This window comes from Variovorax sp. GW821-FHT09B05 (assembly GCF_059418265.1).
Map to the genome: position 1 here is coordinate 68,737 of NZ_JBWKPN010000015.1, position 24,250 is coordinate 92,986.

At 71.1% G+C, this 24,250-nt stretch carries 26 protein-coding genes; 11 read left to right on the forward strand and 15 right to left on the reverse strand.

Translation table 11 applies throughout. The features are described from left to right. Positions 1 to 6: 6 nt before the first annotated feature. From AC07RM_RS31170 to AC07RM_RS31205, 8 genes are all read right to left on the reverse strand, one after another. Positions 7 to 909 (reverse strand): DMT family transporter, encoded by a 903-nt coding sequence (locus AC07RM_RS31170; protein ID WP_495336963.1) that lies wholly within the window; start codon positions 907 to 909, stop codon positions 7 to 9. 55 nt (positions 910 to 964) lie between these two features. Beyond that, the gene (locus tag AC07RM_RS31175; protein ID WP_495336964.1) at positions 965 to 1,639 is read right to left on the reverse strand and encodes a helix-turn-helix domain-containing protein; all 675 of its coding nucleotides are present in this window, start codon (positions 1,637 to 1,639) and stop codon (positions 965 to 967) included. Between the two features lie 50 nt (positions 1,640 to 1,689). Beyond that, on the reverse strand, positions 1,690 to 2,274 hold the full coding sequence (locus AC07RM_RS31180; RefSeq protein WP_495336965.1) for a lipocalin family protein: 585 nt from the start codon (positions 2,272 to 2,274) through the stop codon (positions 1,690 to 1,692). Positions 2,275 to 2,325: 51 nt separating this feature from the next. After that, a complete protein-coding gene (locus tag AC07RM_RS31185; RefSeq protein WP_281078242.1) occupies positions 2,326 to 3,144 on the reverse strand; it encodes a tetratricopeptide repeat protein in 819 nt (272 codons plus the stop codon). A gap of 36 nt (positions 3,145 to 3,180) precedes the next feature. Further along, positions 3,181 to 3,885 carry a TetR/AcrR family transcriptional regulator gene (locus AC07RM_RS31190; RefSeq protein ID WP_093354255.1) on the reverse strand — a complete coding sequence of 235 codons (705 nt, stop codon included), beginning with the start codon at positions 3,883 to 3,885 and terminating at the stop codon, positions 3,181 to 3,183. 181 nt (positions 3,886 to 4,066) lie between these two features. Continuing rightward, positions 4,067 to 4,588 carry a phasin family protein gene (locus AC07RM_RS31195; RefSeq protein WP_495336966.1) on the reverse strand — a complete coding sequence of 174 codons (522 nt, stop codon included), beginning with the start codon at positions 4,586 to 4,588 and terminating at the stop codon, positions 4,067 to 4,069. A gap of 126 nt (positions 4,589 to 4,714) precedes the next feature. Beyond that, the gene (locus AC07RM_RS31200) at positions 4,715 to 5,164 is read right to left on the reverse strand and encodes an acyl-CoA thioesterase (RefSeq protein ID WP_203203155.1); all 450 of its coding nucleotides are present in this window, start codon (positions 5,162 to 5,164) and stop codon (positions 4,715 to 4,717) included. A 140-nt stretch (positions 5,165 to 5,304) separates the two neighbouring features. Next, the gene (locus tag AC07RM_RS31205; protein WP_495322764.1) at positions 5,305 to 6,219 is read right to left on the reverse strand and encodes a LysR family transcriptional regulator; all 915 of its coding nucleotides are present in this window, start codon (positions 6,217 to 6,219) and stop codon (positions 5,305 to 5,307) included. 180 nt (positions 6,220 to 6,399) lie between these two features. On the opposite strand from AC07RM_RS31205, the gene gtdA reads away from it, so the two are divergent. The 7 genes from gtdA to AC07RM_RS31240 all read left to right on the forward strand — a co-directional run bounded on the left by gtdA (position 6,400) and on the right by AC07RM_RS31240 (position 13,946). Next, on the forward strand, positions 6,400 to 7,476 hold the full coding sequence (gene gtdA, locus AC07RM_RS31210) for a gentisate 1,2-dioxygenase (RefSeq protein WP_495336967.1): 1,077 nt from the start codon (positions 6,400 to 6,402) through the stop codon (positions 7,474 to 7,476). 64 nt (positions 7,477 to 7,540) lie between these two features. Continuing rightward, on the forward strand, positions 7,541 to 8,245 hold the full coding sequence (locus AC07RM_RS31215) for a fumarylacetoacetate hydrolase family protein (protein WP_495336968.1): 705 nt from the start codon (positions 7,541 to 7,543) through the stop codon (positions 8,243 to 8,245). Positions 8,246 to 8,256: 11 nt separating this feature from the next. Then, the gene (locus AC07RM_RS31220) at positions 8,257 to 9,510 is read left to right on the forward strand and encodes a 3-hydroxybenzoate 6-monooxygenase (protein ID WP_495336969.1); all 1,254 of its coding nucleotides are present in this window, start codon (positions 8,257 to 8,259) and stop codon (positions 9,508 to 9,510) included. A 61-nt stretch (positions 9,511 to 9,571) separates the two neighbouring features. Beyond that, positions 9,572 to 10,558 carry a Bug family tripartite tricarboxylate transporter substrate binding protein gene (locus tag AC07RM_RS31225; RefSeq protein ID WP_093354268.1) on the forward strand — a complete coding sequence of 329 codons (987 nt, stop codon included), beginning with the start codon at positions 9,572 to 9,574 and terminating at the stop codon, positions 10,556 to 10,558. Positions 10,559 to 10,627: 69 nt separating this feature from the next. Continuing rightward, the gene (locus tag AC07RM_RS31230) at positions 10,628 to 11,602 is read left to right on the forward strand and encodes a Bug family tripartite tricarboxylate transporter substrate binding protein (protein ID WP_296779052.1); all 975 of its coding nucleotides are present in this window, start codon (positions 10,628 to 10,630) and stop codon (positions 11,600 to 11,602) included. Next, a complete protein-coding gene (locus tag AC07RM_RS31235; protein ID WP_495336970.1) occupies positions 11,599 to 12,951 on the forward strand; it encodes an FAD-dependent oxidoreductase in 1,353 nt (450 codons plus the stop codon). The genes AC07RM_RS31230 and AC07RM_RS31235 overlap by 4 nt, the downstream gene beginning before the upstream one ends. Before the next feature lie 101 nt (positions 12,952 to 13,052). Further along, positions 13,053 to 13,946 (forward strand): acyl-CoA thioesterase, encoded by an 894-nt coding sequence (locus AC07RM_RS31240; protein ID WP_495336971.1) that lies wholly within the window; start codon positions 13,053 to 13,055, stop codon positions 13,944 to 13,946. 9 nt (positions 13,947 to 13,955) lie between these two features. Here the strand turns inward: AC07RM_RS31240 and AC07RM_RS31245 are convergent, their stop codons facing one another. The 6 genes from AC07RM_RS31245 to AC07RM_RS31270 all read right to left on the reverse strand — a co-directional run bounded on the left by AC07RM_RS31245 (position 13,956) and on the right by AC07RM_RS31270 (position 20,573). Then, positions 13,956 to 15,095, reverse strand: a complete 1,140-nt coding sequence (locus AC07RM_RS31245) for a porin (RefSeq protein WP_495336972.1) — start codon at positions 15,093 to 15,095, stop codon at positions 13,956 to 13,958. Between the two features lie 154 nt (positions 15,096 to 15,249). Then, entirely contained in the window at positions 15,250 to 16,113 is an 864-nt protein-coding gene (locus tag AC07RM_RS31250; protein WP_495336973.1) for a fumarylacetoacetate hydrolase family protein, read from the reverse strand. Between the two features lies 1 nt (position 16,114). Then, complete coding sequence (gene fahA / locus AC07RM_RS31255; protein ID WP_495336974.1) at positions 16,115 to 17,434, reverse strand: fumarylacetoacetase; 1,320 nt, start codon at positions 17,432 to 17,434, stop codon at positions 16,115 to 16,117. A 41-nt stretch (positions 17,435 to 17,475) separates the two neighbouring features. After that, positions 17,476 to 18,279: a cyclase family protein gene (locus AC07RM_RS31260; protein WP_495336975.1), complete on the reverse strand. Its 804-nt coding sequence runs from the start codon at positions 18,277 to 18,279 to the stop codon at positions 17,476 to 17,478. 35 nt (positions 18,280 to 18,314) lie between these two features. Beyond that, entirely contained in the window at positions 18,315 to 19,301 is a 987-nt protein-coding gene (locus AC07RM_RS31265; protein ID WP_495336976.1) for a Bug family tripartite tricarboxylate transporter substrate binding protein, read from the reverse strand. Between the two features lie 60 nt (positions 19,302 to 19,361). After that, entirely contained in the window at positions 19,362 to 20,573 is a 1,212-nt protein-coding gene (locus tag AC07RM_RS31270; protein ID WP_495336977.1) for an acyl-CoA dehydrogenase family protein, read from the reverse strand. 261 nt (positions 20,574 to 20,834) lie between these two features. Between AC07RM_RS31270 and AC07RM_RS31275 the strand changes: the two genes are divergently transcribed. From AC07RM_RS31275 to AC07RM_RS31285, 3 genes are read left to right on the forward strand one after another with little or no spacing between them, the layout of a single operon-like run. Beyond that, entirely contained in the window at positions 20,835 to 21,260 is a 426-nt protein-coding gene (locus AC07RM_RS31275) for a VOC family protein (protein WP_495336978.1), read from the forward strand. Positions 21,261 to 21,271: 11 nt separating this feature from the next. Continuing rightward, the gene (locus tag AC07RM_RS31280) at positions 21,272 to 21,793 is read left to right on the forward strand and encodes a flavin reductase family protein (RefSeq protein WP_495336979.1); all 522 of its coding nucleotides are present in this window, start codon (positions 21,272 to 21,274) and stop codon (positions 21,791 to 21,793) included. Between the two features lie 58 nt (positions 21,794 to 21,851). Further along, positions 21,852 to 22,535 (forward strand): TetR/AcrR family transcriptional regulator, encoded by a 684-nt coding sequence (locus tag AC07RM_RS31285; protein ID WP_495336980.1) that lies wholly within the window; start codon positions 21,852 to 21,854, stop codon positions 22,533 to 22,535. A gap of 13 nt (positions 22,536 to 22,548) precedes the next feature. On the opposite strand, the gene AC07RM_RS31290 is transcribed toward AC07RM_RS31285, so the two are convergent. Continuing rightward, a complete protein-coding gene (locus AC07RM_RS31290; protein ID WP_203203138.1) occupies positions 22,549 to 23,271 on the reverse strand; it encodes a GntR family transcriptional regulator in 723 nt (240 codons plus the stop codon). A 148-nt stretch (positions 23,272 to 23,419) separates the two neighbouring features. Here AC07RM_RS31290 and AC07RM_RS31295 point away from each other — a divergent pair, with 148 nt between their 5' ends. Next, the gene (locus tag AC07RM_RS31295; protein ID WP_203203137.1) at positions 23,420 to 24,199 is read left to right on the forward strand and encodes an SDR family NAD(P)-dependent oxidoreductase; all 780 of its coding nucleotides are present in this window, start codon (positions 23,420 to 23,422) and stop codon (positions 24,197 to 24,199) included. The last annotated feature ends 51 nt before the right edge of the window (positions 24,200 to 24,250 follow it).

The following is a 24,250-nucleotide window of genomic DNA, read 5'->3' on the forward strand; positions in this document are numbered from 1 at the left end:
GCGGTGTCACCGGGCCCGGCGCGCTTCGGTCCACACCACGATCAGCAGGCCGGCCAGCACCATCGCGAGCCCCGCGAAGGCCCAGGGGCCAGGGCGCTCGTGCAGGACGACCAGGGCGAGCCCGAAGGCCGTGACGGGCTCGGCCAGTGCCAGCGTGACGCCCGAGGCGCCGGAGATGTGCCGCAGCGCATGGCTGAACAGCAGGTAGGCGATGCCGGTCGACACGAGGCCCAGGTAGGCCACGAGGACCCAGCCCGCGGGCGTGGTCGAGAAGGGGCCGGAGATCAGCAGCGCGGCCGGCATGGCCGCCACGGAGGCCGTCGCGAAGAGCCACAGCGTGACCGTCGCCGGCGGCGACCGGCGCACCAGGCGCTGGCTGACCAGCGTGTAGGTCGCGTAGCAGAGCCCCGAGCCCAGGCACAGCGCCAGGCCGGCGAGGTCGGCGCGCGAGCCTGCGCCCGATCCCGACATCACCATCAGGCCGCCACCGCCGATCGCGAGCAGGGTGCCCGCCCACCAGGCCGGCGCGGGCGGTGTGCGAGACACGAGCGCCTGCAGCAATCCGGCCCAGGCCGGCCCGCTGCCCACAGCGATCGCGGTGCCGATGGCCACGCCCGTGGCCCTGACGCCCGCGAAGAAGCTCAGGTTGTAGCCGGCCATGCACAGGCCCGCGAGCAGCACCCAGCGCCACGTGGCCGGCTCCATCGACAGCGCGATGGGCTCGCCGCGCTGCCGTCGCCAGCCGATGAAGGCCGCGAAGAACAGCGTGGCGATCGCCATGCGCAGCGTGCCGATCCAGAAGGGCGACGTGTCCAGGGGAGCGAAGCTCTGGGCGGTGCCGGTCGTGCCCCAGAGCGCGGCGGCGGCAAGCACCATGCCGGCGCCGGTGAGGGAAGCGTGCTTTGTCATGCGCGCATCCTCCAGCGCTGCGGCCGCGGCAACTGTCGAGAGACTCTCGACCTCGTCAGCCCGTGCGCGCGTGCCGGGCGCCCGACTGGCGGTCGCGTCGCAACGCGAAGCCGAGGGCGCTGGCCGAGCGGTAGCCCGTGCGCAGGGCCGTCGCTTCGAGCGGCAGGCCGCCGCGCAGCAGGCGCTGGGCGGCGTCGAGCCGGCGCGCGCGCAGGTAGGCCTGCGGCGACAGCCCCGTCAGTTCGAGCAGCCGCGCATGGAAGCGCTGCGGGCTCAGGAAGAACAGGGCGGCCATGCGCGCGGTGTTCCAGGGCTCGTGCAGCGCGCCGCCGAGGGCGGTGTCGAGCCGTGCCAGGTCGATGCCGCGGCGCGCGAGGATGGAGGGCGCCTCGAGCACGTGCGCCAGGTGCTGCGCGGCCCGGGCCGGGTCGACGTCGTTCCTGCAGGCGGCCGTGACCGCGAAGCGCCGGATGCGGTCGACGCCCGCGGCGGCGGGCGTGTCGATGACCACCATGCGCACGCCGCGCGGCGACATGAAGGTGTGGGCCACGCCGGCCGGAATGATCATTCCGCAGGAGCTGTCGGTGAAGGCGGCGCGGCCGCCGATCTCCAGCTCCATGCGGCCGTCCAGCGCGAACATGATCTGCGCGTGCGCATGGTCGTGGCCGGCGTATTCGCCCGCGTAGCTGCGCACGCTGTAGGCGATTCCGGAGACGAGCGGACTGTGCATGCGCGCGATTGTGCCCAGGCCCCGCGAACCCCGGCGCGCGGACGGCCGGGTCAGCGCTCCGGCCAGCGCTGCGGCACCCGGCGCAGCTTCGCGAGGTCGTAGCCCAGGGCCTCGATCTTGCGCAGCGCCTGGGCGTAGGCCTCGGGCGCCAGCTCGGGCGTGCGCGCCATCAGCCAGACGTAGTCGCGCTTGCTGCGCGCGACGATGGTGCTCCGGTAGTCGGGCGACACGTCGGCGATCACGTACTCGGCCTGGATCGGCCAGATGAACTGCATGCCCCAGACCGCGTTGCCGGTGCCGGGCCGCACGGTGGCCACCGGATGCAGGGTCTCGACCGGCGCGTCGAAGCTGCCGTCGCGGTAGCGGAAGTCGGTCTGGATGCGGCCATCGGGCCGCTGCGCGTAGGACTCGACGGCGTTGAACGCGTTCTTCTCCGGAAAGGTCGGGATGTGCGCGATCACGTACCAGTCGCCCATGAAGCGCGCGATGTCGACCGCCGGCACCGGCGCGATCGTCGGTGCCGGCGTCGCGCAGGCCGTGAGCGCGGCGCACGCACACACGGCCAGCCAGCCGAGCGGGTGCCTGGGGCGCGCCGCGGGGGCGCGTTCGGGATGGGGGTGTGGAAGGCGGGTCATCCGGTCAGTACGCAGCCGCGCGCCGACTGGATCCCCCGCCGTGGCCGCGGCCTATTCGGAGAGGCCGGCGCGCGCGAGTTCCACGTCCAGCCGCTCCTTCGCGTCGGCCGGCTTGAGCGCCGCGGCCTTCTCGTAGAGCCGCGTGGCCTCGGCCATGCGCGCGTCGCCATGCAGCATCAGCAGCGCGCGCGCGTATTCCATCAGCGCGCTGGCCGAATGCGGATGCAGCGCGATGCCGTGCTCGAACAGCTCGACCGCGGTCTCGGCGCGCACGCCGTAGGTCATGCGGCCGACCAGCGCGCCGACCTTGTCGATCACCTCGGCATGGAAGGCGGCGAGCGCGACATGGGCGTCGGCATGGCGCGGCTTGAGCGCGATCACGCGTTCGAGCGCCTCCTTGAGCCGCGTGCCCAGGCCCTGCGCGAGCGCGCGTGCCACGCTGATGCCCTGGCTGTAGCGGCCCATCGCATAGGCCTGCCAGTACAGCGCCTGGCAGTCGTCGGGCTCGGCCGCGACCTGCGCGCCGGCGCGTTCCACCACCTGGCGGAACATCGCGAGCCGCACGGCTTCGCGCGGCTCGAGGTAGTTGGCATAGATCGCGGTCGCCTGGTTGGCCAGCGCCAGGCCCTCGGCGCCGTGCAGCAGGCCGATGGCCGCGGCGCGTTCGAACTCGCCGCTGTGATAGAGCGCCCAGCCCTCGGCCAGCGCCTCGTTGTGCTCGGGCGCCGGCATCTCGTGGCCCGCATGCAAGCGCGCCCAGTGCGCGATCAGGCTGCGCGCATCGAAGCGCGGCACGTCGGCGTAGGGCAGCGGCGCCCAGGGGCTGGAACCGGCGGTGCCGGGCGTACCGCCGGCCGTCGCGGTCGACATCAGCGGGAGCGGTTTGAAATCGTGGGGGGACATGGTTCAGGCGGCCATATCGGCAGGGGACGAGGCGGAAGGGCTGCTGGCGGCATCTTCGCCGCCGTAGGCCTGGCCCAGTGTCAGCAAATGGCGCCGTTGCTCGGCGCCGAGATAGGGCGCGAGCTGGTGCAGGGTGTGGCGGGCGCCGCGCAGCAGCGCGGCCTGCGCATGGGCCGGCTCGAGCGCCTGGCGCGGGTTGCGCACGTACTCGTAGCTGAGCCAGTAGGTCAGCACCACCACCATGCTCTGCGCCAGCGTGTCGACCTCCTGCGCGTCGATCTCGAGGTGGCCGGCGCGGCCCAGGCCCGCGATCAGCTGGCGCATCGCGCGCACCTTGTGCTTGAGCACGAGCTGGAACTGGGTCTCGAGATGCCGGTTCTTGCTCAGCAGGTCGTTGAGGTCGCGGTAGAGGAAGCGGTGGCGCCAGATCAGCTCGAACAGGCTGTGCATGAAGAACCAGGCGTCCTCCACGTCGTGGATGCCCTCGCTCGCATGGAGCAGCTCGCCGAGCTCGGTCTCGTAGCCCTCGTAGAGCTTGTTGATCAGCTCTTCCTTGGCCGGGTAGTGGTAGTAGAGGTTGCCGGGACTGATGTTGAGCTCGCCGGCCACGAGCGTGGTGGAGACGTTCGGCTCCCCGAAGCGGTTGAACAGGTCCAGCGCGGCTTCGAGAATGCGTTGTGCAGTGCGGCGTGGCGCTTTCCTGGCCATGTCGGTGCTCCCGGGTTGTCTCTTGGAAACACTCTAGCGCAGGAACGCCGCGCGAAGCGCGCAGGGGGACATTGATTTGCGGGGCACTGCGTTTGTGCAGTGCCGCATGCGCGTGGCGCCGTGCAGCGCTTCATTGCGCATTCGGCGCCGGAATCGGCCGCTTCGAGGCCGGAAAGCGGCTTTATTCGGTGCCGCTCGATTTGTTGCGCCGCACCGTGGCCTTGCGTGCCGGGGTCTCGACCGACTTGGCGTGGCGCGCGGCGCGCGCACCGCGCGCCGGACTGGCGGCGGGTTTCGCGGTGCCGGCAGTGCCGCGCAGGGTTGCCAGCTCGGCCTCGAGCGCCGTCACGCGTGCCTGCAGCGCGGCCACTTCGGCCGGCGGCGGCATGCCGAGCTTGTCGAGCGCGCGCGCCACGCGTTCCTCGAAGATGTTCTCGAGCTTGCCCCACTGGCCCGCGGCCTTGGTGCCGAACTCGTTCGCGAAGCCGGCCATGCGGGCCTGGGCCTGCGACAGGGTTTCCTCGGCCGCCTGCTGGGTGCGCTTCTGCATGCCGGCGCCGTCCTTGACCAGCGACTCGAAGGCCTTGCTGCCCTCCTGCTGCATCTTGGCGAAGGCGCCGAGGCCGGCCAGCCAGATCTGCTGCGCGGAATCCTTGATGCGGTCGGAGGTCTTGTCGAAGCGGTCGTCGTCCTGGGTGGCCATGTGCGGTCCGAAGGGGTGGGGAGCGGGAAAGGGGGAAAGGGGCGGTCTGCCGGAAACCGCCGAACTCTAGCCGCGCGGGCCGCGTGCGGTTAGAGCCTTTTGCCTATTCAGGTCTTTGCGGACCGCTCAGGGGTTGCCCGAGGCCGCGCGGCTCGCGTCGAGGTGCGCCCGCGCGCGCTCGGCCAGCGCCATCTCGCCGGGCGTGCCCGGCACGTAGGCCTCGACCGGCAGCGGCCGGCCGTGCGAGTCGACCGAGACGAAGACGATCAGGCACTCGGTGGTCTTCTCCATCGCGCCGCCCTTCATGTCGCCGCTGCGCACCTCGACCGAGATGTTCATGCTGGTCTTGCCGGTGTAGGCCATGCGCGCCTCGACCTCGACCAGGTCGCCGATCATGATCGGGCGGTGGAAGCGGATGCTGCCGATGAAGGCGGTGACGCAGTAGCGCTTGGCCCAGCTCGTGGCGCAGGCGTAGCCGGCCTCGTCGATCCACTTCATGACCGTGCCGCCGTGGACCTTGCCGCCGAAGTTGACGGTGTTGGGCTCGGCGAGGAATCGCAGGGTGATGGAAGACATGCTGTGCCTTTGTGCTTTCGGGAAGGGGCCGTGGGGGGCCGGGACGTGGGGGAGGCGATTATGCGAGGGCGCGCATGACGGTTCGGCCGCCGCCCGTCGTCCAGGCATGCCCGCCGGGCCGCAAGCTCCATGCCACCGGCTCAGGCCGGGCCCGCCGCCTCGCCTTCGTTGAACAGCTGCGCCAGCGTGCGCCGCAGCCAGGCATTGCCGGCGTCGGCATGGAAGCGCTCGTGCCAGTGCTGCTTGACCGCGTACGAGGGCAGTTCGAACGGCGGCTCGAGCAGCTGCACCGGTTCCTGCGTGGCCAGCACCTGGCCGAGGATGCGCGGCACCACCACCAGCAGCTCGGTGTGGGCCACGATCCGCGCCACGCTCAGGAAGCTCGACAGCCGCGTCACGACGTTGCGCCGCAGCCCGAGCCGCGCGATGGTCTTGTCGACGATCGCATGGCCGGTGCCCGAGGAGGCCACCACCGCGTGCGCCTCGGCCTCGAAGCGCTTGCGCGTCAGCCGGGCGCCCACGCGCGGATGGTTGCGCGCCGCCAGGCAGACGAAGTTCTGCATGAACAGCGTCTGCTGGTAGAAGCCGGCCTCGAGCTGCGGCATGAAGCCCACCGCGAGGTCGACCGCGCCGTCCTCGAGCCGGCGGCCGCTCTCGGTCGAGATGATCTCGGTCTCGATGCGCACGCCCGGCGCCACGTGCCGCAGGTGGTCGAGCAGGCCCGGCAGCAGCACCACCTCGCTGATGTCGGTCATGCAGATGCGGAAGCTGCGCTCGGCCGTGGCGGGATCGAACACCGCGCGCCCGCCCTTGGCGCGGTTGAGGCGGTCGAGGATGTCGAGCACCAGCGGCTGGGTCTGGCGCGCATAGGGCGTGGGCTCCATGCCGCGCGAGGTGCGCACGAACAGCTTGTCGCCGAAGTGGGTGCGCAGCCTGGCGAGCGCCGTGCTCGCGGCCGACTGCGAGATGCCGAGCCGCTCGGCGGCGCTCGAGACGTTGGCGGTCTTGTAGACCTCGTCGAACACCAAGAGCCATTCCAGATCGAGTTGTGCCATGGGCGCGGCCCTCGCCGTGTGCGGCCCGCGGGCCACCATTATCGAAAAACAGGATCGGAGCTATCGCCGGTCCCCCATTGCGCCAATAGTAGTGCGGGCGGATGATCCCGTTGATTCGGAAGTTCTAACCAGGCCGGCGCCCGAAGTCGCCGCCGCGCCATGCACCGCGAGAGACACGCCATGAACCCCTCCACCGCCCGCGCCGCGCCCTCCAATGCGCAGGAGCGCCGCGACTACTACGACCGCATCCGCCCGCTGCACCTCACGCCGCTGTGGGAATCGCTGCATGCGCTGGTGCCGCGCGAGCCGCAGACGCCCTGCGTGCCCGCGCTGTGGCGCTACGACGAGATCCGCCCGCTGCTGATGGAGTCGGCCGACCTGATCACGGCCGAGGAGGCCGTGCGCCGCGTGCTGGTGCTCGAGAACCCGGCGCTGCCCGGCAACTCGTCGATCACGCAGTCGATCTATGCGGGGCTGCAGCTGATCATGCCGGGCGAGGTAGCGCCCTCGCACCGCCACGTGCAGTCGGCGCTGCGCTTCATCGTCGACGGCCAGGGGGCCTACACCACCGTGGGCGGCGAGCGCACCACCATGTACCCGGGCGACTTCATCATCACGCCCTCGTGGGCCTGGCACGACCATGGCAACGAGGGCATCGAGGGCGTGGTGGAGCCGGTGGTCTGGCTCGACGGCCTCGACATTCCGATGCTGCGCTTCTTCGACGCCGGCTTCGCCGAGAACGACGACGCCAAGGTGCAGCACGTGGCGCGGCCCGAGGGCCACAGCCTCGCGCGCTTCGGCCACAACATGGTGCCGGTGCGGCACGACCACGCGTCGCAGACCTCGCCGATCTTCAACTACCCCTATGCACGCAGCCGCGAGGCGCTGGCGCAACTGCAGAAGCAGGAAGCGCCCGATGCCTGGCTGGGCCACAAGCTGCGCTACATCAATCCGCTGACCGGCGGCTCGCCGATGCCGACCATCTCGACCAACCTGCAGCTGCTGCCCAAGGGCTTCGCGGGCAAGACGCACCGTGCCACCGACGGCAGCGTCTACAGCGTGGTCGAAGGCCATGGCAGCGCCGAGATCGCGGGCCAGCGCTTCGAGTTCGGGCCGCGCGACACCTTCGTCGTGCCCTCGTGGGCGCCGCTCACGCTGCATGCGCCCCACGGCGACTGCGTGCTCTTCAGCTTCTCGGACCGGCCGGTGCAGCAGGCCATGGGGATCCTGCGCGAAGCCTTCCTCGAGAACGCCTGAACCCCGGCCCTTTCGTTTTTTTCCTTTCCCTCGACCGTTGCCGCCCCATGCGGCAGGAGCCCTCATGTCCTTCGTCTTCACGCCCCCTTCCATCGTCGGCCTGCCCATCGTCGGCAGCGACAAGCAGTTCCCCGTGCGCCGCGTCTACTGCGTGGGCCGCAACTACGCGGCCCATGCGCGCGAGATGGGCTTCGATCCCGACCGCGAGCCGCCGTTCTTCTTCTGCAAGCCCAACGACGACGCCTCGGTGGTGCCGGTGGCCGAGGGCGCGACGGGCGCCATTCCCTATCCGGCGCTGACCGCCAACTACCACTACGAGGCCGAGCTGGTGGTGGCCATCGGCAAGGGCGGGCGCGACATCCCGGTCGAGCAGGCCGCGAGCCACATCCACGGCTATGCCGTCGGCCTCGACATGACGCGCCGCGACCTGCAGATGAAGATGCGCGAGCAGGGCCGGCCGTGGGAGATCGGCAAGGCCTTCGACTTCTCGGCGCCGATCGCGCCGCTGCGCACCCTGGCCGAGGTGGGCGAGATCAACGCCGGCGAGATCCGCCTCGAGGTCGACGGCGAGGTGCGCCAGAAGAGCGACGTCACGCACCTGATCTGGTCGGTCAACGAAGTGATCGCCAACCTGTCGACCCTGTTCGCGCTGCAGCCCGGCGACCTGATCTTCACCGGCACGCCCGAGGGCGTGGGCGCGGTGAAACCCGGCCAGACGATCAAGGTCAGCATCGAGCGGCTGCCGTCGCTGAGCGTGCGCATCGACTGAGCGAGCCGCGCATGAGCCCGACCCCTTCCCCCACCGTGCTGCTGGTCGGCGGCGGCATCGGCGGCATGGCCGCCGCGCTGGCGCTCGCGCGCCTGGGCGTGTCGATCGACCTGCTCGAGCAGAGCGCCGCCATCGGCGAGATCGGCGCCGGCCTGCAGCTCGGCCCCAATGCCTTCGCCGCGCTCGACGCGCTGGGCGTGGGCGAGGCGGTGCGCCGGGGCTCGGTGTTCACCGACCGGCTGGTGATGATGGACGCGGTCGACTGCTCGGAGGTGGCCTCGGTGCCGGTCGGCGAGGCCTTCCGCGCGCGCTTTCGCAACCCCTATGCGGTGAGCCACCGCGCCGACCTGCACGGCGCGATCCACGAGGCCGTGAAGCAGCATCCGCTGATCCGCTTCCACACCTCGGCGCAGGTCGAGACCCTCGACACCCGCGGGGAGGGCGTGGTCGCGGTCACGCGCGACGGCCGGCGCTTCCAGGCCGATGCCATCGTCGGCTGCGACGGCGTGAAGTCGGTGGTGCGCGCCGCGCTGATCGGCGACGCACCGCGCGTCTCGGGCCACGTGGTCTACCGCGCGGTGGTGCCGGCGGCCGACATGCCGGCCGATCTGCGCTGGAACGCGCCCGTGGTCTGGGCCGGCCCGAACTGCCACCTGGTGCACTATCCGCTGCGCCATGGCGAGCAATACAACCTGGTCGTCACCTTCCACAGCCGCGAGCGCGAGGAATGGGGCGTGACCGACGGCAGCAAGGAAGAGGTGCTGTCGTACTTCGAGGGCGTGCATGCGCGCCCGCGCCAGCTGCTCGATCGCCCGACCTCGTGGCGCCGCTGGAGCACCGCCGACCGCGATCCGGTCGAGCGCTGGAGCGAGGGCGCGGCCACGCTGCTCGGCGATGCCGCGCATCCGATGATGCAGTACCTGGCGCAGGGCGCCTGCATGGCGCTCGAGGACGCGGTGACGCTCGGCGAGGCCGTGAAGGCCTGCGACTTCGACCTGCCGGCCGCCTTCCGGCTCTACGAGGCGGCGCGCGTGGCGCGCACGGCCCGCGTGGTGCTGTCGGTGCGCGAGATGGGCCGGCTCTACCATGCCAGGGGCGTGGAGCGCCTGGTGCGCAACAGCCTCTGGACCGGCCGCACGCCCGAGCGCTTCTACGATGCGGTCGAGTGGCTCTATGCCTGGCGCCCCGAGCGCTGCCTGGACGACGCGCCCGAGGCGCTGCGCCCGGCGGCACGCACCGAGGCCACCGCGCTTTCGCCGCACTGACACCCGACGCCTTCAAGATCCACAACCATCGAGGCCCCAGGCCCACCGGAGACAAACGACCATGAACTTCCCGCGCGCACTGCTGACCGGCCTTCTCGCCCTGACCTCGCTGGCCATGGCCGGCGGCGCGGCGGCCCAGGCCGGCGACTATCCGAACAAGCCCGTGACGCTGGTCACGCCCTTCGCGGCCGGCAGCGGCCCCGACGCGGTGCTGCGGCTGGTCTCGGACAAGCTCTCGCGGCTGTGGAACCAGCGCGTGCTGATCGACAACCGGCCCGGCGGCGGCGGCTTCATCGCCATCGACCAGGCCCGGCGCGCCGCGCCCGACGGCTACACCCTGCTGCAGCTCGACAGCGAGCACGTGGCCGCGCTGCCGCACCTGTACAAGTCGCGCAACTTCGTGACCTTGCAGCACTTCGACCCGGTGGCTTCGCTGTTCCGCACGCCCTTCTTCGTGGCCGTGGGCAGCGACTCCAAGTGGAAGACCATGGCCGACCTGATCGCCGCCGCCAAGGCCGATCCCGACGCCATCGTCTACGGCTCCTGGGGCGTGGGCAGCCCGGGCCACCTGGGCGCGCAGCAGCTCGAGGCGCTGAGCGGCATCCGCATGCGCCACGCGCCCTACCGCGAGGTCTCGCAGCTGTATTCGAACGTGGGCACCGGCGAAGTGCCGTGGGCCTTCGCGAGCATTCCCTCGAGCCAGGGCATCTACAAGGCCGGCAAGCTGCGCTACATCGCGGTGGCCGCGCCCAAGCGCATCCCGCAGATGCCCGAGGTGCCGACCATGGCCGAGGCCGGCGGCCCGGCCGGGCTGGAGGTCAATTCCTTCGTCTCGTTGCTCGCGCCCAAGGGCGTGCCGGCGGCCATCAAGGCGAAGATCAACGCCGACGTGGCGAAGGTCATCGCCGACCCCGAGATCCGCGCCCGTTTCGACACCTTCGCCTTCGAGCCGCTGGCCTGGTCGCCCGAGGAGATCGAGCGCCAGGCCGAGGCCAAGTCCAAGGTCTACGGCGAGCTGGTGCGCAGGGGCAACATCAGCCTCGAATAGCGGCCCGTGCCTTGCTTGGGGCAGTTAAGCTGCCCGCCTGTTTTGACACTTTTTGACATTTCTTCCTCCATGCAAGCCACCAAGAGAGCCCTCCTGATCGCCTGCGGCCTGGCCGCCGCCACGCTGCCGCTGGCCGCGAGCGCGCAGGCGCCCGCCTGGCCCACCAAGCCCATCCGCCTGCTCGTCGGCTTCCCGGGCGGCTCCACGCCCGACATCGCCGCGCGCACCATCGCCGAGCCGCTGTCGAAGGCGCTGGGCCAGCCGATCGTGGTCGACAACAAGCCCGGCGCCTCGGGCAACATCGCGGCCGACACGGTGGCCAAGGCCAGCGACGACCACACGCTGGGCGTCGTCATCAACGGCAACCTCACGTCGTCGAAGCTGCTCTATCCCAAGCTGCCCTACGACCCGGCCAAGGACTTCACCTACCTCTCGCTGCTCGCGACCGCGCCGCTGGTGCTGGTGGCGCAGAACAACCTGCCCTCGGGCGAGGCCTTCTTCGACGCCGGCCGCAAGGCGGGCAACAAGTGGAACTATGGCTCGGTGGGCATCGGCTCGGTCGGCCACCTGGGCATGGAACTGCTCAAGAGCCGCGTGCCGGGCTTCAACCCCGAGCACGTGCCCTACCAGGGCAATCCGCAGGTCATCACCGGCATGCTCGGCGATCAGATCCAGATGGGCCTGATCCCGCCCGGCGTGGCGATGCCGCAGATCAAGGCCGGCAAGCTCAAGGCCATCGGCCTGACCGCCGGCCGCAGCGCGCTGGTGCCCGAGGTGCCGCCGCTGGCCAATGCCGGCGTGCGCGACTTCAACCTCGAGGTGTGGGTGGCGCTGCTGGGCCCGGCCAATCTCTCGAAGACCGCGCAGGCGCGCATCGGGCGCGAGCTCGAAGCGGTGATGAAGCAGCCCGAGGTGCGTCAGAAGCTGTTCGAGCAGGGCTGGCAGGCCGTGGGCACCTCGCCCGACGGCATGCGCGCGCGCGTCAACGACGAGGCCGCGATCATGACCAAGATCATCTCGACCAAGGGCATCACTCTCCAATGACGGCTGCAATGACGATGGCCGAGCCGTCGCGTTCGCTGCCGGTCTTCGGCAGCTACGACGTGGTGGTGGTCGGCGGCGGTCCCGCCGGCATCGCCGCCGCCGTGAGCGCCGCGCGCCACGGCGCGAACACCCTGCTGGTGGAACGCTACGGCTTCCTCGGCGGCATGGGCACGGCGGGCGGCGTCACCAACTTCGCGGGCCTGTACGGCAAGCGCCGCGGCCAGATGACGCAGCTGGTGCGCGGCGTGGTCGACGAGCTGGTCGAGCGCATCGTCGCGCTCAACGGCATGAACGATCCGCAGGACGGCATGGGCGGGCGCATCCGCGTGCGCTCGTACGACACCTCGGCCTACAAGCTCGCGGCCGACCAGCTGCTCGAGGCGGCCGGCGTGAAGCTGCTGTTCCATGCGCTCGCGGCCTCGGTGATCCACGACGGCGAGCGCATCGCGGCGCTGGTGGTCGAGACCAAGTCGGGCCGGCAGGCGATCCGCGCCAATGCCTTCGTCGACGCCAGCGGCGACGCCGACGTGGCGGCCTTCGCGGGCGTGCCCTTCGAGGTCGGCGACGGCCACGGCAGCGGCCTGTTCCCGACCACCATGTTCCGCATCGGCCAGGTCGACGCGCCGGCCGCGCTCGAGGCGGTGGGCGAGTTCAAGGCCATCAACGACTTCATGGCGCGCGCCGAGGCGAGCAAGCCCGGCGCCTACCGCTTCCCGCGCGAGGGCGCGATCCTGCGGCCCAACAAGGACCCGCGCGAATGGCGCGCCAACGTCACGCAGATCCGCAATGCCGAGGGCCGCGCGATGAACGGCGTCGACGCGCGCGAACTCACCGAGGGCGAGCTCGAGGGCCGGCGCCAGATCGCCGAGTACTTCCGCTTTCTCAAGGCCGAGGTGCCGGGCTTCGCGCAGTCGGCCATCGTCGAGATCGCGCCGCAGGTCGGCATCCGCGAGACGCGGCGCATCCAGGGCCTGTACGCGCTCGAGCGCGAGGACATCCTGTCGTCGGCGAAGTTCGACGACGCCATCGGCCTCAATGCCTGGCCGATGGAGATGCATGCCGATGGCCGCATCGAGTGGGCCTTCCCGCGCGATGCCGACAACGCCTACAACCACCTGCCCTGGCGCATGCTGGTGCCACGCACGGTCGCCAACCTGCTGGTGGCCGGCCGCTGCGCCTCGATGACGCACGAGGGCCAGTCGGCCGCGCGCGCCAGCGGCGGCTGCTTCGTGATGGGGCAGGCCGCGGGCACGGCGGCGGCCACGCTCGGCAGCGGCGCGTTCGCCGACGTGGACGTGGCGGCGCTGCAGGCGAAGCTGGCGGCCGACGGGGTTGACCTGGACCGCTGAGGGACGGCAGGGGGGAGTCAAGGGCGCCCGAAGCGCGCGCGACAGCCCCCTGGCCCCATGTTTGCTATCGTTTGCGGCTCTCTTTCGTCCAGCCGCTCCCGATGACCCCCGATACCGCCACCGCCGCCCGCCTCGTCGACGACCTCGTCGCCCTCATGCAGCTCGAACCGTTGGGCGGCGACCGCTTCCTGGCGCAGAGCGAGGACATCGGCACGCCGGCCGTGTTCGGCGGCCAGGTGCTGGGCCAGTCGTTGATGGCGGCCAACCTCACGGTCGGTGCCGATCGGCCCGTGCATTCGATGCACGCCTACTTCCTGCTGCCGGGCGAGCATGCGCCCATCGAGTACAGCGTGGACCGCGTGCGCGACGGCCGCAGCTTCACCACCCGTCACGTGGTGGCGCGCCAGCAGGAGCGCATCATCTTCGAGATGTCGGCCTCGTTCCAGACCGTGGACGACGGCGTCGAGCACCAGATCGACATGCCCGAGGTGGCCGGCCCCGAGGGCCTGGTCAGCGAGCTCGACCAGCGCATCGCGCTCGGCGACCGGCTGCCCGAGCCCTGGCGCAGCAAGGCGATCGAGCCGCACGGCATCGAGTACCGCCGGGTCCAGCCCGACGACCTGCTCGCGCCGGTGCCGCGGCCCGCGTCCGACAGCGTGATCTGGATGCGCGCGATCGCGCCGCTGCCCGACGACCCGATGGTGCACCGCGCGCTGCTGGCCTATGCCTCCGACCACGGCCTGCTGCGCGCCGCCATGCTGCCGCACGGCCTGAGTTTCATGACCGGCCAGGTGCGGCCCGCGAGCCTCGATCACGCGATGTGGTTCCACCGCGATTTCCGCTTCGACGACTGGCTGCTCTACGTGCTCGATTCGCCGAGCGCGAGCGGCGCGCGCGGCCTGTGCCGCGGCAGCATCTACACGCGCGACGGCCGGCTCGTGGCCTCGACGGCGCAGGAAGGCATGCTGCGCATCCGGGCGCTGAAGAAGGGGTAGACCCAGGCCTCAGAAGGTGTGGGCGATGCCGAGCTCGAAGCCCGTCGACCGGCCGCCCGCGAAGTTGCCCGCGTTGACCGCGGGCCCGCCGGGCAGCGCCATGAACGAACGCCCGCGGTTCTCGATGCGTGCCGCCTGGGTGTAGAGCGTGGTGCGCTTCGACAGCGAATGCGCATAGCCCAGCACCCACATCGAACCACCGTTGCCGTCGACGGGACCGGCCACGGTGCCGGGCGCGAGCTGGGTCGTGACCGTGCCGTACAGCCGCGTGCGGCCGTGCGAGAGCTGGATCTTGCCGGTAGACACCGGCACCGTCGCGGCCAGCATCCAGTTCGCCTGCCGGCTGCCGGCCGCGCGGAACTGGCGCCAGGTGCCGGCCAGCCGCACGGCGCCGAAGTCCCAGGCCAGGGTGGCGACCGAATCGTCGAGCCGGTTCGTCGGCGTTCCGGCGCGCAACTGCACGTCCGAGACCGCATGCGCGACCGCCGCGCTGAAGGGCCCGCCGGCGTTGTAGCCGAGCCGGATCAGCCGCAGCCGGGCCGCGCCGGTGGCGACGGTCTCGTTCTCGCGCGGGGCCAGGGCCAGCGTGCCCGAGAAGCCGTTGAGGCTGGGGCTGAAGTACTGCAGCATGTTGCGCGCGTAATGCAAGGTGGTGTCGTTCTTCGAGAGCGGGCCGAACACCGAGCGCAGCGGGCCGTTCTGCAGCGTGTCGTAGAGATTGCCCGAGCTGCCCATGCCGATGTTGAGCCAGGGATCGTTCTCCATCCAGGTGACGTAGACCGGATGCAGGTCGTAGCCCAGGCGCAGCGTGCCCCAGCCGCGGTCGAGGATCTCCACGTAGGAGCCGCGGTTCCAGAACTGGCCCGGCATGCTGGTCGAGCCCACGTTGCCGGTGTCGACGCCGATCAGGGTCTCGAGCTTGATGCCCACGCGCAGGCCGCCGCCGAGGTCCTCCGAGCCGCGGATGCCGAGGCGGCTGGTGCGGTAGCCGCCGCTGGACAGGCTGTCGATCGAGCCGACGCCGCTGTTGCTCACGTGGCGAAAGCCCGCGTCGACGATGCCGTAGAGCGTGAGCGACGACTGCGCCTGGACCTGCGATGCAAGGCCCGCGCACAGGGGCAGCGCGAACCGTAAAGCTCCGAACTTCATGATCTCCTCCTTGGGGTGACGTGGAATGGGCGACAGCGCTCCGCCCAGGGGCGATGCGCCCCTGGGGTGTTGTTCTTCGCGGCCCGCGGGCCGTGGGTGGGAAGGGAGGCGCCTGCGCGGCGCTAGGGTCCCGGCTTCGAGAAGGCGCGGGCCTTCATTCGGGCGCGGCCTCGGCGACCACGGGGTTCGACAGCAGGCCCACGCCTTCGATCTCGATCTCGATGCGGTCGCCGGGCTTCATCCACACCGGCGGGTTGCGCGCATAGCCCACGCCCGAGGGCGTGCCCATGGCCACCACGTCGCCGGGCTCGAGCGTCAGCGCCTCGCTGAGCAGCACCAGGGCCTGCGCCACCGTCACCAGCATGTGGTCGGTCCGGTCGCTCTGCATCAGGCCGCCGTTGAGGCGCGATTCGATCCGCAGCCCGCTCGCGCCGGGCGGCAGCGCCGAGGCCGGCACCAGCCAGGGGCCGAAGGCGCCGGTGCCGTCGAAGTTCTTGCCGATGGTCCATTGCGCGGTGCGGCGCTGGTAGTCGCGCAGCGTGCCGTCGTTGAAGCAGGCGTAGCCGGCCACGGCGTCGAGTGCCTGCGCGGGCGTGAGATGCCGGACGCGGCGGCCGATGACCACGGCGAGCTCGGCCTCGAAGTCGAGCTTGTCGGACACGCGCGGGCGCACCAGCGGTGCCTCGTGCGCGATCAGCGAGGTGGCGCCGCGCAGGAAGAAGCTCGGGTAGTCGGGCGCGGCATTGCCGCCCTCGGCTGCGTGCGCGGCGTAGTTGAGGCCCAGGCAGATCACCTTGCCGGGGCGCGCCACCGGCGTTTCCCAGCGCAGCCGCGCGGGGTCGAGCAGGGTGGCGCGCGACAGCATCGCCGCGCCCGGTCCCGAGGCCACGAGCGCCTGCCAGGCCGTGTCGTGCGCGCCGGCCGGCACCTCGGCGCCCAGGCCCCAGAGTTCGCCATGGCGTTCCACCGCCCACTGGAGGACGCCGTCCGCGGGCGTCACGCGTGCATAGCGCGCCATGTCAGAGGCTCCCCGCCGGATGGGCGGCCAGCACGGTGCCGGCCGCTTCGCCGAAACCCACGCGCGCGCGTCCCGGCGCCTCGCACCAGCCGCGCAGGATCACGCGGTCGCCGTCGTGCAGGAAGGCGCGCCGGTCGTCGCTGTTCGCCAGCGCGACAGGCTCGCGGCCGCGCCGGCTCAGCTCGATCAGGCTGCCGGCCTCGGGCGCGGTCGGCCCCGAGATCGTGCCGGTGCCCAGCAGGTCGCCCGCGCGCAGGTTGCAGCCGCCCACCGTGTGGTGCGCGACCATCTGGCCGATGCTCCAGTACTGGTGGCGGAAGTTGGTGCGGCTCAGGCGCGAGGCCGGCTTGCCTTCGGGTTGCAGCCAGGCCTCGAGCTCGATGTCGAGCGCGCCCGCGGCGCGATGGCCCGCGGACTCGAGATAGGGCAGCGGCTGCGGATGATCGGCCGGCCGGCGCCAGGGCACGCTGAACGGCGCCAGCGCGTCGAGCGTGACGATCCAGGGCGAGAGCGTGGTCGCGAAGTTCTTGGCCTGGAACGGGCCCAGCGGCGTCATCTCCCAGGCCTGCACGTCGCGCGCCGACCAGTCGTTGAGCAGGGTGAGGCCGAACACATGGTCCATGGCATGGGCCAGCGCAACGGGCGTGCCGCGCGCGTTGCCCCGGCCGATGACCACGCCGAGCTCGAGTTCGTAGTCGAGCATCTCGCAGGGCCGCAGCACCGGCGGCTCGTCGCTCGAGGGCCGGGCCTGGCCCCAGGGGCGATGGATGCGCTCGCCGCTCACGCCCAATGACGAACTGCGGCCGTGGTAGGCGATCGGCATCCACTGGAAGTTGGGCGCGAGGCCCACGGGCGGATTGCGCAGGCGGCCGCCGTTCTCGGCATGGTGGATCGAGGTGTAGAAGTCGGTGAAGTCGCCGACGCGGATCGGCAGCGCATGCTCGATGTCCGCGAGCGGAACGAGCGCGGCCTGCAGCGCCGCGGCCTTCGGATGCGGCTCCTGCGCATCGAGCAGGCGCACCAGCGCATGGCGCAGCGCGCGCCATGCGGGCGGGCCCAGCGCGAGCAGCTCGTTGAGCGTCGAGCCGCCCGCGGCGCTCGCGGCCTGGCCGGCGAGACCGTCGAAGCAGCCGCGCGCCTGCGCATCGGCCAGGCACAGGGCCTGATCGCCGATCGCGATGCCGCCCTGGAACGGGTCGTTGCCGCCCTTGCGGCGGAACACGCCGAACGGCAGGTTCTGCAAGGTGAAGTCGCAGCCGGGCGCATGCGCGGACGCGACGATGCAGCGGCGCGCGGGGTCGTGGGTGAAGTCGAGTGCCATGGAATCCTCGCTGGAGTGGATGGACGGTGCGTGGACGACGATCAGCCCGCGTTCAGGCGTTCGTCGAAGATCGCGACGGCGCGGGTCCAGCCGGCGGAGGCGCTGCGGATCTTGTGCGGGAAGCAGGCGACGTGGAAGCCGTCGGCGGGCAGTGCCTCGAGGTTGTGCAGCTTCTCGAGGTGGCAGTAGCCGATGTCGCGGCCGGCCTTGTGGCCTTCCCAGATCAGGCCCGCGTCGCCGGTCGCCTCGTACTTCTTCGCGGTGTGGACGAAGGGCGCGTCCCAGCTCCAGCCATCGGTGCCCGTGAGCCGGATGCCGCGCTCCAGCAGGTACATGGTGGCTTCGTAGCCCATGCCGCAGCCCGAGCTCACGTAGACCGGATCGCCGTAGAGGGCGCCGGCGCGCGTGTTGATCATCACGATCTCGAGCGGCCGCAGTGCATGGCCGATGCGCGCCAATTCGGCCTCCACGTCCTCGGGCTGGACCACGTAGCCGTCGGGCAGGTGGCGGAAGTCGAGCTTCACGCCGGGCTGGAAGCACCACTCGAGCGGCACCTCGTCGATGGTGATCGAGGGCCGGGGCTCGCCGAGCGCCTTGTCCATCGTGCTGTGGAAGTGATAGGGCGCATCGAGGTGCGTGCCGTTGTGCGTCGACAGCGACACGCGCTCCACGGCCCAGGCTTCGCCGTCGGGCAGGTCTTCTTTCTGCAGCTTGGGAAAGAAGTTGCTGAGCTGGTGGTGCGAGTTCTGGTGGTGGAAGTACTCGATCTTCGGGCCCTTGCCGGGCGGGTCCGAGAGCACGTCGTTCTCGAGGTAGATGGACAGGTCGACGAACTTGCGATGCATGGCGGTCTCCGGGGTGGGGTTCGTGGGGATGGGGTTCATTCGGGCGCGATGCCGGCCGCGGCCAGTGCCTTGGCCCACAGCGGTTCCTGGTCCTTGATGAAGCGGGCGAACTCGTCGGCCGACATCGGCATCGGCTCGCCGCCGAGGCCGCGCAGGAAGCTCGCGGTGTCCTCGCTCGCGAGGATCTGCTGCAGCGTCTCGTGCAACTTGTCGACCACGGCCTTGGGCGTGCCGACCGGCACGACGAAGCCGCTCCAGCCCGTGAACTCGGTGGCGCCGGGCAGCACCTCGCGCAGGGTGGGAACCTCGGGCAGCAGCGCGGAGCGCTGCGCCGAGGTGACCGCCAGCGCCTTGAGCTTGCCGGCGCGGATCTGCGGCAGCACCGCGCCGAGGTCGGTGAACAGCAGCGGCATCTCGCCCGAGAGGGTTTCGACCACCGCCTGCGGGCCGCTCTTGTAGGGCACGGCGACGATGTCGATGGCCGCGGCCTGCTTCACGCTCGCGCCCGCCACCGCGCCGGTGGCATGCGAGTAGGCGTACGACAGCTTGCCCGGGTTGGCGCGCGCATGGGCCAGCATCTCGGCGAAGCTGCCGAACGCGCTGCCGCGGGAGTTCGTGACGACCGCGGACGGTATCTGGAACAGGCTCGCCACCGGCACCATGTCCTTGCGCGGATCGAAGGGCAGGCGCTTGAACATGTGCAGCGCCGCCACCGTATTGGTGTTCGAGATCTGCGTGATGGTGTAGCCATCGGGCGCGGCGCGCAGCCCCTGGGCGAGACCGATGGTGCCCGCCGCGCCGACCACGTTGTCGACCACGAAGGGCTTGCCGAGCGCCAGGCTCATCTTGTGGGCGAGGTGGCGCGTGACCGCATCCGCCGTGCCGCCGGCCGGGAACGGCAGGATCAGCCGCACGGGCCTGGCCGGGTAGGCCTGGGCCCAGCAGCCCAGCGCGGGAAGGCCGAGCGCGAGTGCCGTGAGACTGGCGCGAAGCCAGCCCCGGCGTTGCATCGAAGAAATCATGTCTCCTGCTCCTTGTGGTTGCCGGCGCATCGAGGCTGCCGGTCGGGATGAATCGAAGGTCTAGACGCCCAATCCGGGCATGCCGCTCGGCAGGCCCAGCCGCACCCGGCCATAGGCCGGGCCCGACACGTCCCACTGCAGGCCGAACTGCGCGGCGCCCGCATGCACGTCGCGCCACATGCGCTGGATCGGATCGGTCTCCTGCAGGCCGGCGCCGCCGGTGCCCGCGAACACCAGGTCGACGGCCTGCGTGACGAGGCGCGCGCAGAAGGCCGAGTCGCGACGCAGGCGCGCGCCGAGGGCGCCGGGGATGGCGGGATGGCTCTCGAGCGAATCCATCGCATCGCACCAGCTGCGCCGCGCGACGAGCTGCGCCGTGTCGAGCAGCGCCTCGACATGGGCGACGCGGTCCTGCACGCCGGGCAGCTCGGCCTGGCTGCGCGCGCCGACCGTGGTCTTGCGCTGCCGCGTGCGTTCGACGTACTCGTTGGCCGCCGCGCGTGCGGCGCCGAGCAGCACCGGCAGCAGCACGAAGCCGCCGACGCCCTGCATGGTCACGCGGAACAGCGGCGCCGCATGCAGGGCCAGGCCCGGCGCCTGCGCGGCGGCGACCTCGTCGAAGGACAGGCTGCGGTAGCCCGGCACGAAGGCCTTGCCGACCGCGACGTCCTTGCTGCCGGTGGCGCGCAGGCCCACCACATGCCAGGTGTCGAGCACCTCGTAGTCCTCGCGCGGCAGCAGGAAGTAGCGCGGCCGCGGCGGCTCGCCGGGCGCGTCGCTGGCCATGGCGCCGAGCACGCACCAGCCGCAGGGATCGATGCCGCTGGAGAACGGCCACTGCCCCTCGAGCTCGTAGCCGCCGTCGACCTGGCGCGCCGTGCCGCGCGCGAAGATGTACGAGGAGCCGACCAGTGTGTCGGGCGAGGGGCCCCAGACCTCCTGCTGCGCCCGGTCCGGCCAGAGCGCGAGGAACTGGTGGTGATAGGCCAGGTTCGACAGCACCCAGGCGCTCGAGGCGCAGCCCTGCGCGATCTCCGCGCAGATGTCGAAGAAATCGGCCGGGTGCAGCTCGGCGCCGCCCACTTGCGCCGGCTGCAGGGCGCGGAACAGGCCCGCGCGATGGAAGTCGTCGATGGTCTCGTCGGGCACGCGGCGCAGCTGCTCGGCCTGCGCGGCGCGTTGCCGCAGCACGGGCTGGAGTTCGCGCGCGCGCCGCAGCAGTTCGCTGGCGGCGGTGTCGGATGAAGTGCGGGAGGGGGCCTGTGTTTGCATGGTGGACGCGGCGGGTGGTGAGTCGTTGCGTCCGGATGCTAGTGATAGAACTATCAATTATTGATAGGGTTATCACCATGCGTGCGGGCATCCAACGCATCCTGAATCAATTGTTAATGCCTTGAATGAGGCATCTAGCCCGCAGGTGCCTAGAAAGGCGGCAGGATATTTTGGTGATAACCCTATAAAGAAAGAGCGGGCCGCTCGATACGATCGCCCGAGGCCGGCAATCGCGCCCCAGGCCACTCACGGGAGTTCTTCATGGGCATTCGCAGACTCGAACACTTCAACATCCGCACCGAACGGCTCGAGGCCACGCTGGATTTCTATACGCGCGTGCTGCTGCTGCGCGACGGGCCGCGGCCCGGCAATCCGCCGCGCGCGACCGGCGCCTGGCTCTACGACGCGGACGACGTGCCCGTGGTGCATGTCACGGCCTTCGACCGCAACGACGCGCAGCGGCTGGCCTGGATCGACGACTACCTGGGCCCGCGCGATCCCGATTCGTTGCACGGCAGCGGCGCCATCGACCACGTGGCGCTGCTGGCCGAGGGCTACGAGGACACCATCGCGCGCTGCCGGGCGCTCGGCGTGCCGTACCGCGAACGGCTGGTCGCGGCGCTGGACCTGCGGCAGATCTTCGTCACCGATCCCAACGGGATCTCGATCGAACTCAACTACCGCTGAGCCGCCACGCCATGCACGCAGCCACCCCTTCCGCCATCGACCGCCGGCAGTTGCGCGACGTCTTCGGCGTCTACATCACGGGCGTCGCCGTCATCACCACGCTCGACGCCGAGGGCCGCCCCTGCGGCGTGACGGCCAACTCGTTCAGCTCGGTGTCGCTCGACCCGCCGCTGGTGCTCTGGAGCCAGGCGCTCAATGCGCGCAGCTTCCCCGCGTTCAGCCGGCACGAGCGCTTCGTCGTGAACGTGCTCGCGAAGCACCAGCGCGAGCTGTCGCAGCGCTTCGCGACGCCGGGCGCCGACAAGTTCGCCGGCGTCGATTGCCGCCCGGGCCTCGGCGGCCTGCCGATCCTCGCGGACTGCTGCGCCCATTTCGAATGCCGCAAGGTCACGACCTGGCCCGGCGGCGACCACGCGGTGTTCCTGGGACTGATCGAGCGCTTCGAGCGCTCGGCCGCCGAGGGCCTGGCCTTCGGCGGTGGCCGCTACCTGGTCACGCGCGCCCATGCGGAGGCGGCGGGCGCGCCCGGGTGAACTGGTATCGTGCCGGCTCCCGCCGCACCGGCACCGGCCACCTTCCCAGCGATCTCGCATGCCTCGCGCCCCTTCCGCCCCCAGACCCTCGGACTCCGCGGCCCCCGCCACCGGCGGCGTGGTGCGCCTGCGGCGCGCCGACCGCGAGCGCGAGATCGTGCAGGGCGCGATCCAGTACTTCGCCGACGTCGGCTTCGCGGGCGACACCACCGGCCTGGCGCGCCAGCTCGGCGTGGCGCAGCCGCTGCTCTATCGCTACTTCCAGAACAAGGAGGCGCTGATCGAGCGCGTGTTCCAGGAGACCTTCCTGTCGAACTGGAATCCGCTGTGGGAGGAAATGATCCTCGCGCCCGAGCAGGCCGTCGCGCAGCGCCTGCTCGAGTTCCACCGCGACTTCGCGCGCGTGCACCTGCGGCGCGAGCGCGTGCGGCTGTCGCTGTTCTTCGCCCTGCACGGCTGGGACATGTCGCCGTATTTCCGCGTCATGCGCCAGCGCGTCTACGAACCGATCGCGCTCTCCCTGCGCCAGTACACGGAAGCCGGCCGCGACGGCCAGCCCTTTGCGGTGCAGGAGATCGAACTCGCGAAGACGGTGGTCGAGAAGATCCAGTACCACGGCATCCGTCAGTGGGTCTATGGCCTGCCGGTGCCCGAGATCGAGCCCGTGATCCAGGCCAGCGTGGCCAGCCTGCTCGACGGCGTGGGCGCGGTGCTGGGCAAGCCGGCGGCCAAGTCCTCGTGAGCGCGGGCGCCGCCTAGGCGCCGTTGCTCAAGGCCAGCGGCGGATCCTGCGCGACCGCGCTGCCGGCGCGCTCGTCGAGCACGCGCTGGTAGTTGTCGCGCAGCAGGATGCCCGCGTAGTACACGTGCTCGCGCATCAGCTGTTCGGCGCGCGCCGCGTCGCCGTCGATCACGGCCTGCACGATGCGGTGGTGGTCGTCGTGCGAACGCAGGATCACGCCGTGGTCGTGCCACAGCATGATGCGGTCGGAGGCGAAGGGCACGGCCTGCGCCTGCGCGCCGAAGCGCACCACCCAGGGGTTGCGCGCGCCCTGCATCAGCGTGTTGTGCAGCGTCACGTTCATCTGCTGGTAGGGCGCGAGGTCGTCGAGCAGCAGCTGCCCCTTGGCCAGGATCTCGTCGCCGGTGCGCAGGCAGTCGCGCAGCAGCGCGGCGGTCGCATCGTCCACGCCGAGCGCGGCGAAGCGCCGGCAGGCCAGGCCCTCGAGCACCGAGCGCACCTCGTAGGCGGCCAGGATGTCCTCGAGCGCGAAGGCGCGCACCAGGTAGCCCTTCTTCGGCTGGTGATCGATCAGCCCTTCCATCGCCAGCGCGGCGAGCGCGGCGCGCACCGGCGTGCGCGACACCTTGAGGGTCTCGGCGATCGGCACCTCCTCCACCCGCGTGCCCGGCGTGAGCCGTCCGTGCAGGATCCAGGTGCGCAGCGTCTCGGTGACTTGTTGGGAGAGTGTGTCCATGTCAGGTATACATGATGCCGTGGAAACTGGTTCAATAGTCGTCGAATAAGGGAAAACGAGGGCGTCCAAAGATGGGCATGTATACACAATGCGGTCCTCGATTCACTTTCACGCCGCATCCGACGCGGCTTCGGAGACCTCGCATCCCATGGCGGAACATCATGCACAAGCCCCCGGCCGGCTGGCCCTCGTGACCGGCGGCGGCCGCGGCATCGGCGAGGCCGTGTGCCGGCGCCTCGCGGCCAGCGGCCTGCGCGTCGTCGTGGCCGACATCGACGGCGACAACGCGCGCGCCGTGGCCGCCTCGCTCGGCGCGGGCCACCATGCGCGCCAATTCGACGTGAGCGACGAGGCCGCGGTCGAGGCCGCCTTCGAGGACATCGAGGCCGGCATCGGCCCGGTCGGCGTGGTGGTCTGCGTGGCCGGGCTGCTGCTGATGCCCGGCGGCGAGCGCTCGCCGATCAAGGACACCTCGCTCGAGGACTGGGAGCGCACCTTCGCCGTGAATGCGCGCGGCGTGTTCCTCTGCGGCCGCGCCTACCTGCGCCGGCGCGAGGCTCGGCCGGTGGCGCACGGGCGCATCGTCACCTTCGGCTCAGTGGCCGCGCAACTCGGCGGCTACCGCTCGAGCGCCACCTACATCGGCGCCAAGGCCGCGGTGCTGGGCCTGACCAAGGCCATGGCGCGCGAGTCGGCGCACCTGGGCGTGACCGTCAACTCGGTCGCGCCGGGCCTGATCGACACCGAGATGCTGCGCGGCACCGTGCAGAGCAGCGGCGCGCTGACGGCCGCGGCCGCCAACATCCCGCTCGGGCGCATCGGCACGGTGGACGACGTGGCCGGCGCGGTCGACTACCTGGTGTCGGAGCAGGCGGCGTACATCACGGGCAACGTGATCGACGTCAACGGCGGCTACCGCATGCAGTAACGCCCCGCGCCGGCTCGCCCTCGGCGCCTTCCACTCACCCATACCAACGGA

Bases quoted from the DNA above. Each gene is read 5' to 3' on its own strand.
- AC07RM_RS31250 (WP_495336973.1), bottom strand. From the start codon at position 16,113: ATGGCGCGCTATGCACGCGTGACGCCCGCGGACGGCGTCCTCCAGTGG.
- AC07RM_RS31270 (WP_495336977.1), bottom strand. From the start codon at position 20,573: ATGCAAACACAGGCCCCCTCCCGCACTTCATCCGACACCGCCGCCAGC.
- AC07RM_RS31260 (WP_495336975.1), bottom strand. From the start codon at position 18,279: ATGCATCGCAAGTTCGTCGACCTGTCCATCTACCTCGAGAACGACGTG.
- AC07RM_RS31195 (WP_495336966.1), bottom strand. From the start codon at position 4,588: ATGGCCACCCAGGACGACGACCGCTTCGACAAGACCTCCGACCGCATC.
- AC07RM_RS31245 (WP_495336972.1), bottom strand. From the start codon at position 15,095: ATGAAGTTCGGAGCTTTACGGTTCGCGCTGCCCCTGTGCGCGGGCCTT.
- AC07RM_RS31265 (WP_495336976.1), bottom strand. From the start codon at position 19,301: ATGATTTCTTCGATGCAACGCCGGGGCTGGCTTCGCGCCAGTCTCACG.
- AC07RM_RS31170 (WP_495336963.1), bottom strand. From the start codon at position 909: ATGACAAAGCACGCTTCCCTCACCGGCGCCGGCATGGTGCTTGCCGCC.
- AC07RM_RS31235 (WP_495336970.1), top strand. From the start codon at position 11,599: ATGACGGCTGCAATGACGATGGCCGAGCCGTCGCGTTCGCTGCCGGTC.
- AC07RM_RS31175 (WP_495336964.1), bottom strand. From the start codon at position 1,639: ATGCACAGTCCGCTCGTCTCCGGAATCGCCTACAGCGTGCGCAGCTAC.
- AC07RM_RS31205 (WP_495322764.1), bottom strand. From the start codon at position 6,219: ATGGCACAACTCGATCTGGAATGGCTCTTGGTGTTCGACGAGGTCTAC.
- AC07RM_RS31225 (WP_093354268.1), top strand. From the start codon at position 9,572: ATGAACTTCCCGCGCGCACTGCTGACCGGCCTTCTCGCCCTGACCTCG.
- AC07RM_RS31290 (WP_203203138.1), bottom strand. From the start codon at position 23,271: ATGGACACACTCTCCCAACAAGTCACCGAGACGCTGCGCACCTGGATC.
- AC07RM_RS31200 (WP_203203155.1), bottom strand. From the start codon at position 5,164: ATGTCTTCCATCACCCTGCGATTCCTCGCCGAGCCCAACACCGTCAAC.
- AC07RM_RS31215 (WP_495336968.1), top strand. From the start codon at position 7,541: ATGTCCTTCGTCTTCACGCCCCCTTCCATCGTCGGCCTGCCCATCGTC.
- AC07RM_RS31295 (WP_203203137.1), top strand. From the start codon at position 23,420: ATGGCGGAACATCATGCACAAGCCCCCGGCCGGCTGGCCCTCGTGACC.
- AC07RM_RS31230 (WP_296779052.1), top strand. From the start codon at position 10,628: ATGCAAGCCACCAAGAGAGCCCTCCTGATCGCCTGCGGCCTGGCCGCC.
- AC07RM_RS31220 (WP_495336969.1), top strand. From the start codon at position 8,257: ATGAGCCCGACCCCTTCCCCCACCGTGCTGCTGGTCGGCGGCGGCATC.
- AC07RM_RS31190 (WP_093354255.1), bottom strand. From the start codon at position 3,885: ATGGCCAGGAAAGCGCCACGCCGCACTGCACAACGCATTCTCGAAGCC.
- gtdA (WP_495336967.1), top strand. From the start codon at position 6,400: ATGAACCCCTCCACCGCCCGCGCCGCGCCCTCCAATGCGCAGGAGCGC.
- fahA (WP_495336974.1), bottom strand. From the start codon at position 17,434: ATGGCACTCGACTTCACCCACGACCCCGCGCGCCGCTGCATCGTCGCG.
- AC07RM_RS31180 (WP_495336965.1), bottom strand. From the start codon at position 2,274: ATGACCCGCCTTCCACACCCCCATCCCGAACGCGCCCCCGCGGCGCGC.
- AC07RM_RS31185 (WP_281078242.1), bottom strand. From the start codon at position 3,144: ATGTCGACCGCGACGGCCGGCGGTACGCCCGGCACCGCCGGTTCCAGC.
- AC07RM_RS31285 (WP_495336980.1), top strand. From the start codon at position 21,852: ATGCCTCGCGCCCCTTCCGCCCCCAGACCCTCGGACTCCGCGGCCCCC.
- AC07RM_RS31240 (WP_495336971.1), top strand. From the start codon at position 13,053: ATGACCCCCGATACCGCCACCGCCGCCCGCCTCGTCGACGACCTCGTC.
- AC07RM_RS31275 (WP_495336978.1), top strand. From the start codon at position 20,835: ATGGGCATTCGCAGACTCGAACACTTCAACATCCGCACCGAACGGCTC.
- AC07RM_RS31280 (WP_495336979.1), top strand. From the start codon at position 21,272: ATGCACGCAGCCACCCCTTCCGCCATCGACCGCCGGCAGTTGCGCGAC.